Source organism: Rothia sp. HMSC058E10, from assembly GCF_001809415.1.
Taxonomy (GTDB): Bacteria; Actinomycetota; Actinomycetes; order Actinomycetales; family Micrococcaceae; genus Rothia; species Rothia dentocariosa.
In genome coordinates this window covers 111,092-125,138 of record NZ_KV797627.1, presented here as the reverse complement: position 1 = coordinate 125,138, position 14,047 = coordinate 111,092, and the positions used below count along the sequence as shown (strand labels likewise).

The following is a 14,047-nucleotide window of genomic DNA, read 5'->3' as shown; positions in this document are numbered from 1 at the left end:
GAGTGAGTATTTTTATTGACCCGCCCGTCTGGCCCGCACACGGCACGGTCTTTTCGCACCTAATTTCTGACACTTCTTTGGCGGAACTTCACGATTTTGCGGCGAAAACCGGCATAAGTCCGCGTGCCTTCGATGCCGACCACTACGACGTTCCCGCGTATCGGTACGAGGGGCTGGTTCGTGCAGGTGCGCGCGAGGTGAACGGGTCGCAGCTGACGCGCATCCTGATAGGCAGCGGGCTGCGGGTGCCATTGCGGGAACGCCCTAACAAAATACGCCCGCGTCTCATGCGCGCCTGGGAGTCGTTGCTGCCAGGACACACGGCGCTGGGCGAAGATCTGCTAGAGCGTTACGAGCAGCCGCATCGGAAATACCACACGAGCGTGCATCTTTCGGAAATGCTCACCGCGCTCAAGACCCTTTACAAACGACACCACACCGCAACCCCGCGGGCGGTACTTCTGGCGGCATGGTTTCATGATGCCGTCTACGAGGCAAACCCCGGCGATGACGAGGCGGCTAGTGCCGACCTCGCACGCACCGCCCTCACTCCCCTGGCAAGCACTGGGTTCCTCACGAACCGCGAGGTTACCGCTATTGCGCACCTGATAGAGCTCACGGCTTCTCACCAATTAACCGATGGTATTGAAGAATATACCTCTGGCGCGCTTACCCGTGCCGATGCAGCATTCTTCCTTGATGCTGACCTTGCGATTCTCGCCGCCGATAGCCCGCGTTATACCCGCTATGTCGCCGGGGTTCGCGCCGAGTACGCTCATTACACTCTGGATGCCTTCACTCGCGGCCGAACGGCGATTCTGCAAGGTTTTCTGAACCGCACAGCGATCTATGCTTCAAACACCGCACATCTTCTCTGGGATGCGCCTGCGCGTCTGAACCTCCGTACCGAGCTGGAGGGCTACCGCCCAGCGTTGAGCGAACAACCAACCAAGGAGGCACACTAAATTGTGCCCACCGATGAGCTATTCCTGCTCACTGCGGGGATTTTTTCGTGCCCTCGTTTTCTTGCGGTAGATCATACGGGCACTCACCATACCGATAATAATGCCTATGCCGCCGACGACAGACACCCACATGGCCGGGTTGCCGAGCGGCAGCGCGACGAGCAGACCGATCACAATGCCCGGAATCGCACCCGCCACCATGCCAATGGCAAGGTACGTAAATTCCTGGTCGGAGCTGTTCTTAGGGCTTTCAAACTGTGTTGGCATTCTTCTATGGTACCCGCATATCCTGCCCCGCAAGAATGCATTTTCGCCTCACGCCTAGAGACGTATACGGGGCGTGCGCCTGATCGACCATCAGACGCACGCCCCGTATAACCTACCAAAAATAGCCTGAGGCGGGCTTAGTAGTACATGCCGTGGCGATAATCCCAGCTGGGGAATGAGTCGCTCAGATGGCGCATAATCTCTTCATAGTCTAGACCCTTACGAATCAGGGTGGGGGCGGGGGTCACGCCGCGTTCACCGTGCTGTTCGGGCACTAGGTTGCCCTCGGCATCGACCATCGAGACCATCACGCCCTGTTCGTGGCGTGTTTCGTCGGTCTTATCGGGTTGAATGGATTTCACGTATTCATCGCCGCGCACAATCACGTCTACGCTGTTCTCAATGCGGTCGCCAATGCCCGCCACACGCCCCTTATTCCCGATGCCCGAGGGGTTTGCCGAGCTCGCAAAGGTCAGTTTCCCTTCATTCTCCCAGAGGGCACGAACAATCTGTTCTGCGGGGGTGCCAAAACGCACCACGAAGCAACTGGTTGCGCGCGTATCGCGGGCAAGTTCCTTCGTCGTTTCATCCGGCAGGTACTTTTCAGCGTCTTCGCGCCAGGGCAGAATGCATCCTAAAAGAATGTCGTCGTCCCAGTGTTTCCGGTAGAATTCGCGGATTTCTGGGGTCATCTGGGCGAGTTTATCGAGTTGTTCTAAGGATGCGCACAGCACGACACCGGGCTTTTCGCGCTTGCGGAGCTTGGCATCAAATTTACGTTCGAGGCCTTCGCCATCAGTAGCCATGAGGATATAGCCAACCTTTGTGGGGGCGACGATCAGGCCGCCGGTACCTGAGAGGGTCGCTACAGCTGTTGGAGATGCCTCGCCCGTCCAGTCTTCGCGGATGGGAGTTGATGATGATGTATTTTCCATAGTTCAAGTATTGTACTCGCCTAGAAGATAAGGCAAGCCTATCTTTATATAGTCACATCATGAGATACTCACATGACCACGATGCGGTCTCTCCCGCGTTTTTCTTCCATAGAGCCGCAGTGTGAGGGCTTAAGCGTCTAGAATCCGCACGCAAGCCATGAGTGTGCACTAAGTCTGACACCGGAGGCAGAAGAATGTATACGCCTTCCAGAGCACGCAAAGACGGCACCTATCCGATTGGACGGGTGCCGTCTTTGTCTAAGTCTTCTCTATCTCAGATGAGATTAGAAAGCGGTGTAGTAACCATCGACAGGCATGTAACCATTGCCATCAACGGGGGTCAGCTGGGTACCCTGCGAGGGGTTCAGAGCGGAGACCATCTGGCCGTTACCCACGTAGATACCAACGTGGTTGTAACCGTTGGTGAACACGATGTCGCCAGGCTGGGGGTTCGCGGTTGCGCGAAGCTCAGTGGACATGGTGTAGGTGTAAGGAGTCAGCTTGATGCCCTGCTGAGCAAAGATGTAGGAGACGAAGCCGGAGCAGTCCCATGCACCGTAGGAGCGACCGCCCCAAACGTAACCGGTACCCTGAGCAGCCTTAGCTGCAGACACGATAGCGTCGCGGCTTGCGTTGTTGGTAGTGGGTGCAGGAGTCTTATCTGCTGCAGGAGCAGGTGCCTGTGCAGAAGTAGTCTCAACCTGTGCGGTCTGTTGTGCAGGTGCAACGTACTCGGTCTGCTGCTCAGCCTGAGGTGCAACGTAGGAAGTTGCGGGGGTCTGGTAGCTGCTGTAATCGTACTCGTAGCTGCTGTAGTCGTAGCTCAAGTCGGTTGCTGCAGGAACCTCAGCAAATGCGTTTGCGGGAATGTTGGAACCGATAACAGCAGCACCAGCAACAGCAACGATACCTGCGTTACGAACAATCTTCTTAGCCATTAGTAATATTCCTCCATTGCCTGACGAGGTAAGCTGTCGGGCGCGAGCATGGATTCACTCGGTCACTTGCGCGACTTAGCCCCTAGGCCTCTCCCCTAAGGAGAAACCGAAAAGTGGTTCCCCCGCTTCTGCCGTATATGGGTAGACGTTCCTTGAAGTGCTGGCAGAACTCGGCGGATTCACTCCAAAGGTGTCCTCTTACGATTAGGATTTGGACACAGAACGAGAATACACAGAAAACTCTCAGTTGTCACCTCTTGTCGCCACCTTTTTCACCCCAATAGTGTCAAATAGTCCGTAACACCGAGCTAGTAATACTTTACGAAAAGAACACTTGTTCTTCTAAAATAAGCCTCTGACTAGTAGTTTTATACAGCGTTCCGCGGATTTTAGGGGTTTTATCGGCACAAATATCCAGCATTCCCAGGTTTCTTTAAGGTTGATCCACATCTCTTAAAATTTTTTTCTGCGCGAACGTTAATTTTCTCCTGATAGTCGCACCGTAAAGTTTTGTCGTTTTACGGCAGCTTCCGCGCTATATCTGGGATGTATCCCCCAAAACCTGGTTTTGAACATCGCATCTGCAAAAGGCATATCCGGCATGGATGCACTATGACACGCTAAATTCTCGACGATACAGATATACCGTCCCGAAGAGTATAATCCGGCAGCCACCCCCTATATATTAAGGAGTAACCGCGGCTCACACCCGCTCACCCCCGAGATTTCAGGACATAACAGAACCGTGGAGCTCACCCTACGGTAAGCCCCACGGTCAATTATGAGATCTATACGGGAAGGCGCGCTATCAGCCGCCTTCTACAACCGCCCGGCTGGCGAACGATACATTCTTTAGAGTGCAGATGCGCGCTTGACCACAATAGCGTTCGCAACATCCAAATCCAGCGAGATAGAGGCGTCTTCGCCATCGGCACGCACAATTACATCGTTATTGTCGCCGCCGACCACAGACACCGAAGCACCAAAGGTAATACCGGCGTCGGCAAGCACCTTGAGCAGGTCAATATCCGTCTGGATAGATTCGGGGAAGCGTGAAATCGTGAAGCGATCCTCAGGTCCGGAATCACGGGCAGCAAGCGCCATAGGAACAGTACGTTCGTCGTTCTTTTCGCTGTCGATGCCGAGTTCTTCAAGACCGGGAATAGCGTTGCCGTAAGGAGAGAACTTAGGCTGATTGAGCATATCCAGAATGCGCCTCTCCACGTGATCGCTCATCACGTGCTCCCAGCGGCAAGCCTCATCATGTACATACTCGATATCCAGACCGATCACATCAGAGAGCAGACGCTCGGCAAGGCGGTGCTTACGCATAACCTCAACGGCCTTCTTGCGACCTTCATCGGTCAATTCGAGGTGACGGTCGGGCTCAACAGTGAGTAGTCCGTGCTTTTCCATACGCGCCACGGTCTGTGAGACGGTCGGACCGGAATGGTCTAAGCGTTCCGCAATACGCGCACGCATGGGGGTAATGCCCTCTTCCTCAAGTTCGAGGATGGTGCGCAGATACATCTCAGTGGTATCAATCAGATCGGTCATACCGTCTTATTCCCCTTATATACAACCTGCAGCCAAGCAAACGTAGCCTAGCCTTATATCGAACCTATATCTGAGTAACTATTATGTACCTTTTTAAGTAGTTTTGCCACGGATTACCCCGGCGCGTCGCTTGAAGCGAACTTTTCGCCTTAGAATCCATCTCGAAAATCGTTCCGAGTACATCCGCGAAAAGCAAAACTATCAAGGCGGCTCTCAGCAAAAGCTCACGCTAAACCTCTTCGGCATCCTCGGCGTCCTGCTGATCCTCAGCGGATGCGCCCGCCTCCTCAGCACCGTTGTTATCACGTTCACTGGCCTGCAGGCGATCCGCCCACGGCACCCATTCGGGGGCGAGAAGCGCATCATCACCGGGAATCAGACCGACCTCGCAGATAGTCGCGACCTTAGATCGAGGTGCCCGCGACAGAGTCGCAAACCAAAACCACCCGCGGTACCCCGGCAGCGTGCACTCAAAAAGATGTGTAGTCAAGCGCTCTTCTTCGCCGCGCAAATGATGCACCAGACCGATAGAGTTATGCGGTGCAACAGCTTCAACCCCGGTGAGTGCAATATCTTTTGCCTCCGCAAGAATATCGTCAACCTTCGTGGTGCGACGGCGCCTATGCGCAGGCCCCAGGGTGGGTTCCCCGGTAGGAAGTTCATCTTCCTTAACGACGAAAGGGTCATGCGCAGCTGCCGTTGTCTCGGCATCATGTTCAAGCGTGGGCACGGTAGATTCGTCGGGCTGTTGGTTCACCTGTTCAGACATACTACCTATTAAAGCATCTCCCAGCGCGATGACGGCGAGGAGTTCGTGTGATGTTTTCGTCCGTATGCGCCCATGTCAGACCCTAACCTGCGCAAACGCTGTGAATACTGCCCGTCACAGCGCAATATTGCGTTTTTCGGCGGGAGCAGGCCCATAAACCTGATACGGTTATGCCATGAGTAGCAAAAGCGTATCTTCCTCTGAGCCCGTAGAGGCCGCCGCTGCCCTTCCCTACACCCGAGCGATTCGCTGGCTAGGTGCGGGCGGCGGTATTCTAGCCGTAGTATGCGTAATATGCGGCGTCGTCATGCTCCTCATGAAATGGGCGGGGGCGCATCCGCCAGCGCTCATGAGTCAGATTCCGCTGATTCTGCTTCCGGTCGCTTTTCTTGCGCTCATGGTCAGTATTGTGCTGGCGGTTCTGCGCAGGCGAGCAAGCTAAGACGCGCATACCGGTACATAAGATTTTCCGATAATTTTTCTGGTGAAAGAAGAGTACACAATGTCTGCAGAAGCTAAACTGCTCGTCGTTGATGACGAGTTCAATATTCTAGAGCTTTTGGCTACATCCCTGCGGTTTGCGGGGTTTGAGGTTGTCACCGCCGGTAACGGTCGCGAAGCGATTGAAAAGGCGGAAAACGAACAGCCGGACCTCATCGTCCTCGACGTGATGATGCCCGGGATGGACGGCTTTGAGGTCACTCGCCGTCTGCGCGATGCGGGGCGCACGTACCCGGTGCTGTTCCTCACCGCGAAGGACGCCACCGAAGATAAGGTTGCCGGTCTGGGCGCGGGCGGTGACGACTACGTCACCAAGCCGTTCTCGCTCGATGAGGTGATCGCCCGCATCCGCGCTATTCTGCGCCGGTCACGCAACGCTCAGGAAGAAGACGACGCGATTTTGCGCGTGGACGACCTGAGCCTGAACATTGACACCCATGAGGTTTTCCTGGGAGACGAGGAAATCGACCTCTCCCCCACCGAGTTCAACCTGCTGCACTACCTGATGCTCAACGCAAACCGCGTGCTTTCGAAGGCACAGATTCTCGACCACGTATGGGAGTACGACTTCAACGGAGATTCCTCCATTGTGGAGTCGTACATTTCGTACCTGCGCCGCAAGATTGACAACAACCGCGAAGGACACGAACCGCTCATTCACACCAAACGCGGTGTGGGCTACATGATTCGCGGTTCTCGGAGCTAGTATCTCGTGCCACTGAAACCTGTTGATCGTCTTCCTCACTCGCTGTCGCTGCGAACTCAGCTGGTGGTGGTGACCTCGGTGCTCATTGCGCTTGCTATCGCGGTCACCTCGCTCGTGGCGATTTCGGCGCTGCGCGCCCAAATGGTGCATCAGCTCGACGAAGAGATGAAGGCGAGTTCTTCCTCGCTCGTTTCCTCCGTCGGGACCTCGCAGACCCGGCAGGACGGGGCGGTCGGCTCGTACCGGGTCTATATACTTGATCAGCGCGGAAACGTGCTGTACTCGGTAGCGGGAGCCGATCAACAGGCGGAAAACGAGCCGGTTCTTACCGGCTGGGATTCCGAAAAGGTCAAGAAATACCACGAAACCGGCACGACCGTGAACTCGCGGACAGGCTCTAACGACTGGCGTATTATGCCGATTTCTTTGGAGTCTTCAACCAATGGCCAGGCCTCTTCAATGGTGATTGCCCTGCCGTTGAAGCAGACGAACCAGGTGGTCGCGCTGGTTGGGGTGCTGACCTTCGCGTTCGGGCTTGCCACACTTGCCGCCGCGATCGCGATGACCTGGGTTATTGTGACCCGCACCTTCGAGCCGCTGGCGCGCGTGGAGCAGACCGCCGCGAAGATTGCCGCAGGGGATCTCTCGCAGCGCATCGAGGATTACAACCCCAGCAACGAGATCGGCAACCTGGCAATCTCGCTGAATACTATGCTCGCGCAGATTGAGAGTTCGTTTAATGCGCAGGCGAAGTCAGAGGCGAAGATGCGCCGGTTCGTGGGAGATGCCTCGCACGAGCTGCGCACCCCGCTGGTGAGTATTCGCGGGTACTCCGAACTATACCGCCAGGGTGCCCTGCCCAATGAGGAGGCCGTGGCAACCGCGATGGGGCGCATCGAATCCGAGTCGAAGCGCATGGGCCAGCTGGTCGAGGATCTGCTCACGCTGGCGCGCATCGACGAACGCCGCGAATCTAAACTCGCCCCCTTCGATCTGTTCCACCTGGCGGTTGATGCCAGCAACGACGCCTACGCAACGTCGCCGGATCGTGAAGTCTCGCTTGTGGGCCTCACCGACGATGTGGCCCCCACAAGTGCACCCGTGATCGGCGATGAATCACGGATGCGCCAGGTGGTCGCCAATCTGCTTACCAACGCGATGCGCTACACCCCGGCAGGCACGCCCCTAGAAATCGCGGTTGGCGTGCGCGAAGATGTTCCCGGATACCCGCTCTCGGTTATTGAGGTGCGCGATCACGGCCCGGGTATTCACGGTGAAGACCGCGAGCGCGTGTTCGAGCGTTTCTACCGCACCGATACCTCGCGTTCGCGTGAGACCGGCGGCACCGGGCTGGGGCTGTCGATTGTGGCGGCGATTTTGGAGCAGCACGACGGTTCTGTGCATATTGAGGAAACGTCCGGAGGCGGTGCGACCTTTGTGATTAGCCTGCCGTTCTATCCGGCGCCGGTAATGACCGATAACGGTGTTTCGCAGTAACCGCTGGGCGGGGACATAGTTGTCATAGTTCGGTTGGCGCAGCTGAGAAACCGCGTCCCATACCGGTTTTAGGACGCTCTCGGACTGTGGATAACCGGTTTTTATGTCCCGCGCGGGCAGTTATCCACAGACAGTAAGGTTCGCGGGCGCATCGCGGCAGGCGTTTCTCTAGGGTAGATGGTGAGCGCTGTACGGCACTGAATTCTACGGCAGAATTCACGTGACCGGCAGCTTTCGAAAAAACCTTTACACCCTACCCAGGAGGAATATCATGGCACAGTTCGTCGTCGATTCAGAAACCATTGCGGCGAAGGCAGCTCAAGCGAAAACTCAGGTCGCTAACATTAGCGCCGAGGTTACCGGGATGACCGCATCCCTACAGGATTTGCAGGGTTCGTGGACGGGTTCGGCATCGACGAACTTTCAGGCGGTGCTTGATAATTGGCGCGGCACCCAGAAGCGTGTGGAAGAGTCAATTACCCAGATTAACGAGGCTCTTGACCGTGCGGGCGTGAACTATGCGGAGACTGAAAACACGAACGCTGCGATGTTCGTGGGCTAGGTTCCAGGGTCGCACTATCTGCACAGAGTTTTAATGGGATGACATGCGGGGCTGCCGTGAAGGATTGATAGCGGACTTCACGGCAGCCCCGGTTTTTCTTAGGCGCAGATGATCTGGTGACGTCGGTTCCCGCGCGGACTGCACCGGTTTATTCGGGCAATGCGGCTGTTGCGGGTTTAGGACGCGGTAGTCTCTTGCCTAAACCGCAGCCGCCAGCCGTTCGGGGCTGCCGTCGTGTCGTAATGCCACAGGCTCGAACGATTGACCCGCCCGCGTGCCGTCTGCACTGCCGCCATGATGAGCACATTATGATCATCGACAACCTGCACGCCCTGTTTGGCGGGGCTGCCCTGCTGGGTGAAAGCGCGCGCACGGTACGCGATGGTGTCGGCACGGCTGACGGATCGACCGGTCGCGGTCACCCACACCAGACGCTCGTGCAGCAGCGCAGAAATCTCGGGTTCGCTCATGCTCCCGCCGCGCATCTCAAGTTCACGTTCGGCGTGCACGGCATCTTCGGGGTTCGGGGCGGAATGATCCGATTGTGCAGGTGCCGATGCAGCGGTTCCCGTGGGGTCGGGTGCAGGCTCTTCGGGCACGGCATTTTCCGTGACGCTTCCCTGAGAGTTGCTCTCCTGCTCGGTTTCCTCGAACTCTTCGCCTTCAAATTCTTCGTTCTCTTCGGCTTCTGATTCGGCGAGTTCCTGCTCGGCGAGCACTCGCTGCTGCGCCTGCGCCTCGCGCTCTGCGGCACGTGCGGAGGCTTCAGCAAGTTTCGTTTTCCGCTCCTGCACCGCCTGCGGATTGGGGGCGGCAATGGCAGATGCAGACTTGAGAATCCCGTTGAGTTTCAGGGAGTCGAACCCCTGGCGTGCGCGTTCCACCTCGGTTTCGGTGAAGTCTTCGAGGCTCAGGTGCGCATCCGCAGCGAGAGTATCGGGGTCTTGGGCGTGAGCATGGTTCTCGGTTTCACGAGTTTGGGCGGCTTGGGTGCTCGGGGCGCTCTGTTCACCTGCTGTATGCGGCGAGCCGGGAAACCCCGGACCGGTTTCGGGTTCTCGCCCCTCTTTGAAGGCCTGTGCGGCTGCGTTCGCACGGGAGTCTGCGGCCTCGTTCAGCTCGTGCCCAGCATGCCCCTTAACCCAGACCATCTCGTAGTCCCTGCCAGTGCTTGCGGCATCGAGCGCTTCGAGCAGGTCACGGTTCTGCACGGGTTTACCGTCGGCCTTTTTCCAGCCGCGTTTCTTCCACCCGGGCATCCACTGGGTGAGGGAGTTAATCACGTACTGGCTGTCGCAGTAGATCAGAAGTTTGCTCTCGGCACGATGGGCGGTCGCCTCAAACAGGTCGAGAACCGCCTTGATCTCGCCCATATTATTGGTACCGTGCTCCCAGCCCCCTGCCGCCCAGTGGTTCTCGTCAATGTACCATGCCCATCCGGCAGGCCCGGGATTACCAAGCGCGGAGCCGTCAGCCGCCGCAATAATCTGATTCTGCATGCTCTCGACTTTACCTTACACACTCGTAAAGCGCAGAGTGTGGCGTCAGTTCATGAAGCTAGAGGTTTCGTCACGTCGCTCAGGTTCCAGGCGGCGGGCGGGTAGACTTAGGGTATGACCATCCACTCTATATCTTCCGGGGATGCGGATGTTTCACGCACGCATATCAGTGTATTTACCCTGCCCACCCGCACCTTTACCGGTGGGTTAAGGTTCACGTGGCTTGACTATGTAGGCGAGGAAGCTCGGCGCAAGGCGGCGTCGATACACAGCCCGTCGGCCTCGGTGAGTTACCTGGCGACTGAAGCCCTCATGCGGGCCTTGGCTGCGCCTCGGCTGGGTATTTCGGGGCGGAGCGCACGCACGATCACGGTGGATCGGTCATGTCGGCTCTGCACGAGCGGTAAACCGCACGGTAAGCCGCGCATTGCGGGCGTGAATTTCAATATGTCGCAGGTTCCCTCGCTGGCGGCGGGCGGTTTTTGTGCGCAGCAGCAGGTGGTTCTCGGCATTGATCTTGAGGCGGTTCAGGCCTCACTTTTTCCGGGTTTCGCACGGGTTGCGCTCACCATCGACGAACGTACCGCCTATGAGTCTCTGCCGCCAGGCCAGCAGCAGGCGGCGGGAGTTGCCATCTGGACCGCGAAGGAGGCGGTGCTCAAGGCAACCGGGCACGGGCTAAGCGTTTCACCGCAGACGGTGCAGATTGAGTGTGACGATGCGACTTTGGCGATGGTCAGCGCCCTGTGCGAACCGGCAAACCCGCTGGATGCGCCGGGCAGGCAGGATCGCCCCTGCGAGCATGAGCTTTCGGTGAGTCCGCGAGTGAGTGTGCGTGCCACGCTCACTCTGCCCAAAGATTCAGATACGTCGGCAGAAGAGACGTCGGCGGGCGGTGAGGAAGCCGGTAAGCATCAGACCCCGAAAACCCGCGACATATCGGACGAAAACGCCCGCGAGGGCGACGAGCGCTCGTTCTTTATCACCTGGTCGGTGCTGACGCTCAGCCCGGTAGCGCATCCAACGGCGGATACGGCGGGGCGGGCGGCGCATCCCGAACGGTTCCTGCTGGCGGTGGCAACCGAAGACACCGTTCCCGTGGTGGATGTGCACTCGGTCGCCACACCGCTGGATGTTAAGCGTCTGCTGGAACCGCCTGCGGCAGCGTATTAATGCCCAGTGCGCGCCCGAAACTGCCCAGTTTCGTGCCGGTTTCGGTGTGTTCCAGCACCGGGTCTGACTCAGCCACAATGCCCGCGCCCGCGTAGAGGATGGCGGTTTGCGCATCAACCTCAGCACAGCGCAGCACGAGCGCCCACTGGCCGCTTCCGTCCGCGTTCATATAGCCGATGAGCCCGCCGAAATAGTCGCGGCTAAACGGCTCAAGTTCGGCGATCATACGCCGCGCGGCCTCGGTGGGGGCACCGCAAATCGCGGGGGTCGGGTGAATGGCGCGTGCACCATCCAGGCAGGTCATACCCTGCTTGAGCACGCCCGAGATGGGGGTGCCCAAATGCCACAGCTGCGGGGTCTGCAGAAGCGAAGGCACCTCCGGAATAGTGAGCTGGCGGGTCATAGGTTCCAGCTGCGCCCGAATATCGGCGATAACGGTCGCATGCTCGCCACGGTCCTTACGCGAAGCCATAAGCCGCTGCCCAAGAGCCTCATCCTCGGCGCTTCCATGCTCGGCGATGCGCGGCGCACTGCCCGCCAACGGGTGCGTTTTGAAGGCGCTGCCCTCCCCGGTATCGGGTTCCGTGCTGAAAATCAGCTCCGGCGAGGCACCCATCAGATATGGATGCTCCAACCCGCGGTGACCCTGCGGCAGCTTAACGCTAAAAACAAACGTGTTGGGCTGCTGGGCGCGCAGGTTGTTATACACCCCGGCAAGGTCGAGGGCGCCCGGCGCATAATCGGCGCGCAGCAGGCGGGAAAGCACGACCTTATCCAGCTGATGCGCCTTCATACGCTCAACGGCGGTCGCCACCGCCTGCCGATACCCGGGGTTTTCGCGGCCCTCAATCTGCGTTGGTTCGGCGAGTGTAACCTCATGCTCGGGCACCGGAATGTCGTCGATCTGCAGGCGTGCGGGCACAAAGAGATGCGCGGGTGCGTTCGGATCGAAAGGAATCAGACCGACCACAGCGGTACCGGCGGATTCGGCGGCGGCGCGCGCATCCTCAAGGGTGACCTGGCGCAGGGAACCGGCGGTACGCATCACGCGGGTTCCGGTGGCAAACATAAAATCAGGAAGATTATTGCTCACTGATAACGCCTTTCGGGTCTGTTAGAAGGTTGCGCCGCCATCGGCAACAATATTTTGCATGGTGATATGCCGTGAGGCATCGCTGATGAGGAAGGCATTCACCGCCGCAATATCGGCGGGTTCGGCGATGCGCCCGAGCGGAATTCCCAAGCGGAAGGTCTCAGGGCTGCCCGCCACGGATAGGGCGCTGAGGTCTTCGCCATTCCAGGCGTCGGTCACCATCGGGGTGCGGGTGGTGCCGGGGCAGACCGTGTTCACGCGAATGCCGTGGCGCGCCAGCTGCAGCCCAAAGCTTGACGATACGCGCACCGCTGAGGCTTTCGAGGCACCGTAAGCACCAAACTCGGCGCGGGGCACGCGGGCGGCGTTGGAGGCGACCGTCACCAGCGAACGCGTATTCTCGGGCGATGTCTGCACCTGCTCAATCATAACGCGCGCGAACTCACGCAGGCACAGGAAAACGCCGTCAGCATTGACCGCATGCAGCCGTTTCCAATCTTCAAAAGAGGTGTCTAAGAGCGGTTTGCTGTGCACGATTCCCGCCGCCAAGACGGCGCCTTGGATAGGTTCATCCACTTCAGCGGCGGCACGTGCGAGCGCCCGCACCGATTCTTCGTCGCTCACGTTGACGGAGCGGTAGCGGAAGATGGCGTCGCCGTAGGCGGCGAATGATTCGTGCGGTTTTTCCGCCAGATCGGCGGCATACACCGAATAGTTATTCTTGATGAGTTCGTGCACGGTTGCCACGCCGATTCCGCCGTTTGCGCCGGTCACGATAACCCAGCTCATGCGCATACCTTTAGGAGTTCCGGTTCATCTGCTGTGACGAGGGCACCGGCGTTGATGTGCTTCAGCGCCTCGGCGGTGTTAAGCACGCGGGCGCATCGACCCGAGGCGTATTCGCAGGCCATGCGATGCTCTTCCGCTGTGAAGTCGGCGAGCGCATCCGCCACCATGAAGGGCTGAATATCGCGCATGAACGCTTCAAGGGCGGTGGTCAGGCAGCCGATATGTGCGTATATGCCGCCGATGATGAGCTGATCGCGCCCGAGGTCTTTGAGCTGCTCTTCGAGCGGGGAACGCACGAAGGCGGAGTAGCGCCATTTAGTGAGCACGGCATCGGCTTCGGTGGGGGCGATTTCGTCGAGAATTTGGGCGTTTTCGTCGTCCTGCAGGCCATCGCCCCAGAAGTCGGTCAGCAGGCGCCTGTCGGCGGGATTCTGGCGGGGTGGTTGGGCGGTGTAGTAGACCGGGATGTTCGCCGCATGTGCCGCATCTAGTAGGCGGCGAATATTGGCAATGGCAATATTAATTTGAGCGTCTGGGAGGGGTTGTCCGTCGCGTTCCAGCTCAAAGGCGCGCACGAAATAGCGCTGCATATCGTGCACGAGAAGCGCGGCACGCGCGGGATCGACCCGCCAGTTTACACGGTTTTGATGCTCCTGTTCACGGTACGAATAGGGGGCAATCTTGGGTAGCGCCATATGATCTTCTCCTGCCATTGGGTTACAACAGCTTAGGGGGTTCTTAATAGAACGTTTGTCTGTCTGCAAGTACTATATTAGGTCATCCTTAGCTAACAGAT

At 58.2% G+C, this 14,047-nt stretch carries 15 protein-coding genes and 1 riboswitch; of the genes, 6 read left to right on the top strand and 9 right to left on the bottom strand.

Going from position 1 to position 14,047, the window contains the following annotated elements; translation table 11 throughout:
• Positions 1 to 2: 2 nt before the first annotated feature.
• The gene (locus tag HMPREF2609_RS05280; protein ID WP_070535395.1) at positions 3 to 965 is read left to right on the top strand and encodes a DUF4031 domain-containing protein; all 963 of its coding nucleotides are present in this window, start codon (positions 3 to 5) and stop codon (positions 963 to 965) included.
• Positions 966 to 983: 18 nt separating this feature from the next.
• Here the strand turns inward: HMPREF2609_RS05280 and HMPREF2609_RS05275 are convergent, their stop codons facing one another.
• The 5 genes from HMPREF2609_RS05275 to HMPREF2609_RS05255 all read right to left on the bottom strand — a co-directional run bounded on the left by HMPREF2609_RS05275 (position 984) and on the right by HMPREF2609_RS05255 (position 5,431).
• A complete protein-coding gene (locus HMPREF2609_RS05275; RefSeq protein WP_048752649.1) occupies positions 984 to 1,232 on the bottom strand; it encodes a hypothetical protein in 249 nt (82 codons plus the stop codon).
• Between the two features lie 137 nt (positions 1,233 to 1,369).
• A complete protein-coding gene (locus HMPREF2609_RS05270) occupies positions 1,370 to 2,167 on the bottom strand; it encodes an L-threonylcarbamoyladenylate synthase (RefSeq protein WP_053089321.1) in 798 nt (265 codons plus the stop codon).
• A 284-nt stretch (positions 2,168 to 2,451) separates the two neighbouring features.
• The gene (locus HMPREF2609_RS05265) at positions 2,452 to 3,105 is read right to left on the bottom strand and encodes a C40 family peptidase (RefSeq protein WP_048754131.1); all 654 of its coding nucleotides are present in this window, start codon (positions 3,103 to 3,105) and stop codon (positions 2,452 to 2,454) included.
• 2 nt (positions 3,106 to 3,107) lie between these two features.
• Positions 3,108 to 3,291: riboswitch (cyclic di-AMP (ydaO/yuaA leader) on the bottom strand.
• Between the two features lie 666 nt (positions 3,292 to 3,957).
• Positions 3,958 to 4,662 (bottom strand): iron-dependent transcriptional repressor DtxR, encoded by a 705-nt coding sequence (locus HMPREF2609_RS05260; protein WP_013397831.1) that lies wholly within the window; start codon positions 4,660 to 4,662, stop codon positions 3,958 to 3,960.
• Between the two features lie 229 nt (positions 4,663 to 4,891).
• A complete protein-coding gene (locus HMPREF2609_RS05255; RefSeq protein WP_239664661.1) occupies positions 4,892 to 5,431 on the bottom strand; it encodes a DUF3027 domain-containing protein in 540 nt (179 codons plus the stop codon).
• A 175-nt stretch (positions 5,432 to 5,606) separates the two neighbouring features.
• On the opposite strand from HMPREF2609_RS05255, the gene HMPREF2609_RS05250 reads away from it, so the two are divergent.
• From HMPREF2609_RS05250 to HMPREF2609_RS05235, 4 genes are all read left to right on the top strand, one after another.
• On the top strand, positions 5,607 to 5,873 hold the full coding sequence (locus tag HMPREF2609_RS05250; RefSeq protein ID WP_013397833.1) for a hypothetical protein: 267 nt from the start codon (positions 5,607 to 5,609) through the stop codon (positions 5,871 to 5,873).
• A gap of 60 nt (positions 5,874 to 5,933) precedes the next feature.
• On the top strand, positions 5,934 to 6,638 hold the full coding sequence (locus tag HMPREF2609_RS05245) for a response regulator transcription factor (protein WP_013397834.1): 705 nt from the start codon (positions 5,934 to 5,936) through the stop codon (positions 6,636 to 6,638).
• A gap of 6 nt (positions 6,639 to 6,644) precedes the next feature.
• Entirely contained in the window at positions 6,645 to 8,135 is a 1,491-nt protein-coding gene (locus tag HMPREF2609_RS05240; RefSeq protein WP_048754133.1) for a sensor histidine kinase, read from the top strand.
• Positions 8,136 to 8,406: 271 nt separating this feature from the next.
• Positions 8,407 to 8,697, top strand: coding sequence for a WXG100 family type VII secretion target (locus tag HMPREF2609_RS05235; RefSeq protein WP_070535393.1), 291 nt, complete (start codon positions 8,407 to 8,409; stop codon positions 8,695 to 8,697).
• Positions 8,698 to 8,873: 176 nt separating this feature from the next.
• On the opposite strand, the gene HMPREF2609_RS05230 is transcribed toward HMPREF2609_RS05235, so the two are convergent.
• Entirely contained in the window at positions 8,874 to 10,196 is a 1,323-nt protein-coding gene (locus HMPREF2609_RS05230; protein WP_070535391.1) for an RNase H family protein, read from the bottom strand.
• Positions 10,197 to 10,310: 114 nt separating this feature from the next.
• Here HMPREF2609_RS05230 and HMPREF2609_RS05225 point away from each other — a divergent pair, with 114 nt between their 5' ends.
• Positions 10,311 to 11,369 (top strand): 4'-phosphopantetheinyl transferase family protein, encoded by a 1,059-nt coding sequence (locus tag HMPREF2609_RS05225; RefSeq protein WP_070535389.1) that lies wholly within the window; start codon positions 10,311 to 10,313, stop codon positions 11,367 to 11,369.
• Here HMPREF2609_RS05225 and HMPREF2609_RS05220 read toward each other — a convergent pair.
• From HMPREF2609_RS05220 to HMPREF2609_RS05210, 3 genes are read right to left on the bottom strand one after another with little or no spacing between them, the layout of a single operon-like run.
• Positions 11,332 to 12,462 carry an isochorismate synthase gene (locus HMPREF2609_RS05220; RefSeq protein WP_070535387.1) on the bottom strand — a complete coding sequence of 377 codons (1,131 nt, stop codon included), beginning with the start codon at positions 12,460 to 12,462 and terminating at the stop codon, positions 11,332 to 11,334. The genes HMPREF2609_RS05225 and HMPREF2609_RS05220 overlap by 38 nt on opposite strands.
• 21 nt (positions 12,463 to 12,483) lie before the next feature.
• Positions 12,484 to 13,251, bottom strand: a complete 768-nt coding sequence (locus HMPREF2609_RS05215; protein ID WP_070535385.1) for an SDR family oxidoreductase — start codon at positions 13,249 to 13,251, stop codon at positions 12,484 to 12,486.
• Positions 13,248 to 13,946 carry an isochorismatase family protein gene (locus tag HMPREF2609_RS05210; protein ID WP_070535383.1) on the bottom strand — a complete coding sequence of 233 codons (699 nt, stop codon included), beginning with the start codon at positions 13,944 to 13,946 and terminating at the stop codon, positions 13,248 to 13,250. The genes HMPREF2609_RS05215 and HMPREF2609_RS05210 overlap by 4 nt, the downstream gene beginning before the upstream one ends.
• Positions 13,947 to 14,047 lie beyond the last annotated feature (101 nt).

Coding starts and splice junctions, on each gene's coding strand:
- HMPREF2609_RS05275 (WP_048752649.1), bottom strand. CDS start 1,232: ATGCCAACACAGTTTGAAAGCCCTAAGAACAGCTCCGACCAGGAATTT.
- HMPREF2609_RS05270 (WP_053089321.1), bottom strand. CDS start 2,167: ATGGAAAATACATCATCATCAACTCCCATCCGCGAAGACTGGACGGGC.
- HMPREF2609_RS05265 (WP_048754131.1), bottom strand. CDS start 3,105: ATGGCTAAGAAGATTGTTCGTAACGCAGGTATCGTTGCTGTTGCTGGT.
- HMPREF2609_RS05260 (WP_013397831.1), bottom strand. CDS start 4,662: ATGACCGATCTGATTGATACCACTGAGATGTATCTGCGCACCATCCTC.
- HMPREF2609_RS05255 (WP_239664661.1), bottom strand. CDS start 5,431: ATGTCTGAACAGGTGAACCAACAGCCCGACGAATCTACCGTGCCCACG.
- HMPREF2609_RS05250 (WP_013397833.1), top strand. CDS start 5,607: ATGAGTAGCAAAAGCGTATCTTCCTCTGAGCCCGTAGAGGCCGCCGCT.
- HMPREF2609_RS05245 (WP_013397834.1), top strand. CDS start 5,934: ATGTCTGCAGAAGCTAAACTGCTCGTCGTTGATGACGAGTTCAATATT.
- HMPREF2609_RS05235 (WP_070535393.1), top strand. CDS start 8,407: ATGGCACAGTTCGTCGTCGATTCAGAAACCATTGCGGCGAAGGCAGCT.
- HMPREF2609_RS05230 (WP_070535391.1), bottom strand. CDS start 10,196: ATGCAGAATCAGATTATTGCGGCGGCTGACGGCTCCGCGCTTGGTAAT.
- HMPREF2609_RS05225 (WP_070535389.1), top strand. CDS start 10,311: ATGACCATCCACTCTATATCTTCCGGGGATGCGGATGTTTCACGCACG.
- HMPREF2609_RS05215 (WP_070535385.1), bottom strand. CDS start 13,251: ATGAGCTGGGTTATCGTGACCGGCGCAAACGGCGGAATCGGCGTGGCA.
- HMPREF2609_RS05210 (WP_070535383.1), bottom strand. CDS start 13,946: ATGGCGCTACCCAAGATTGCCCCCTATTCGTACCGTGAACAGGAGCAT.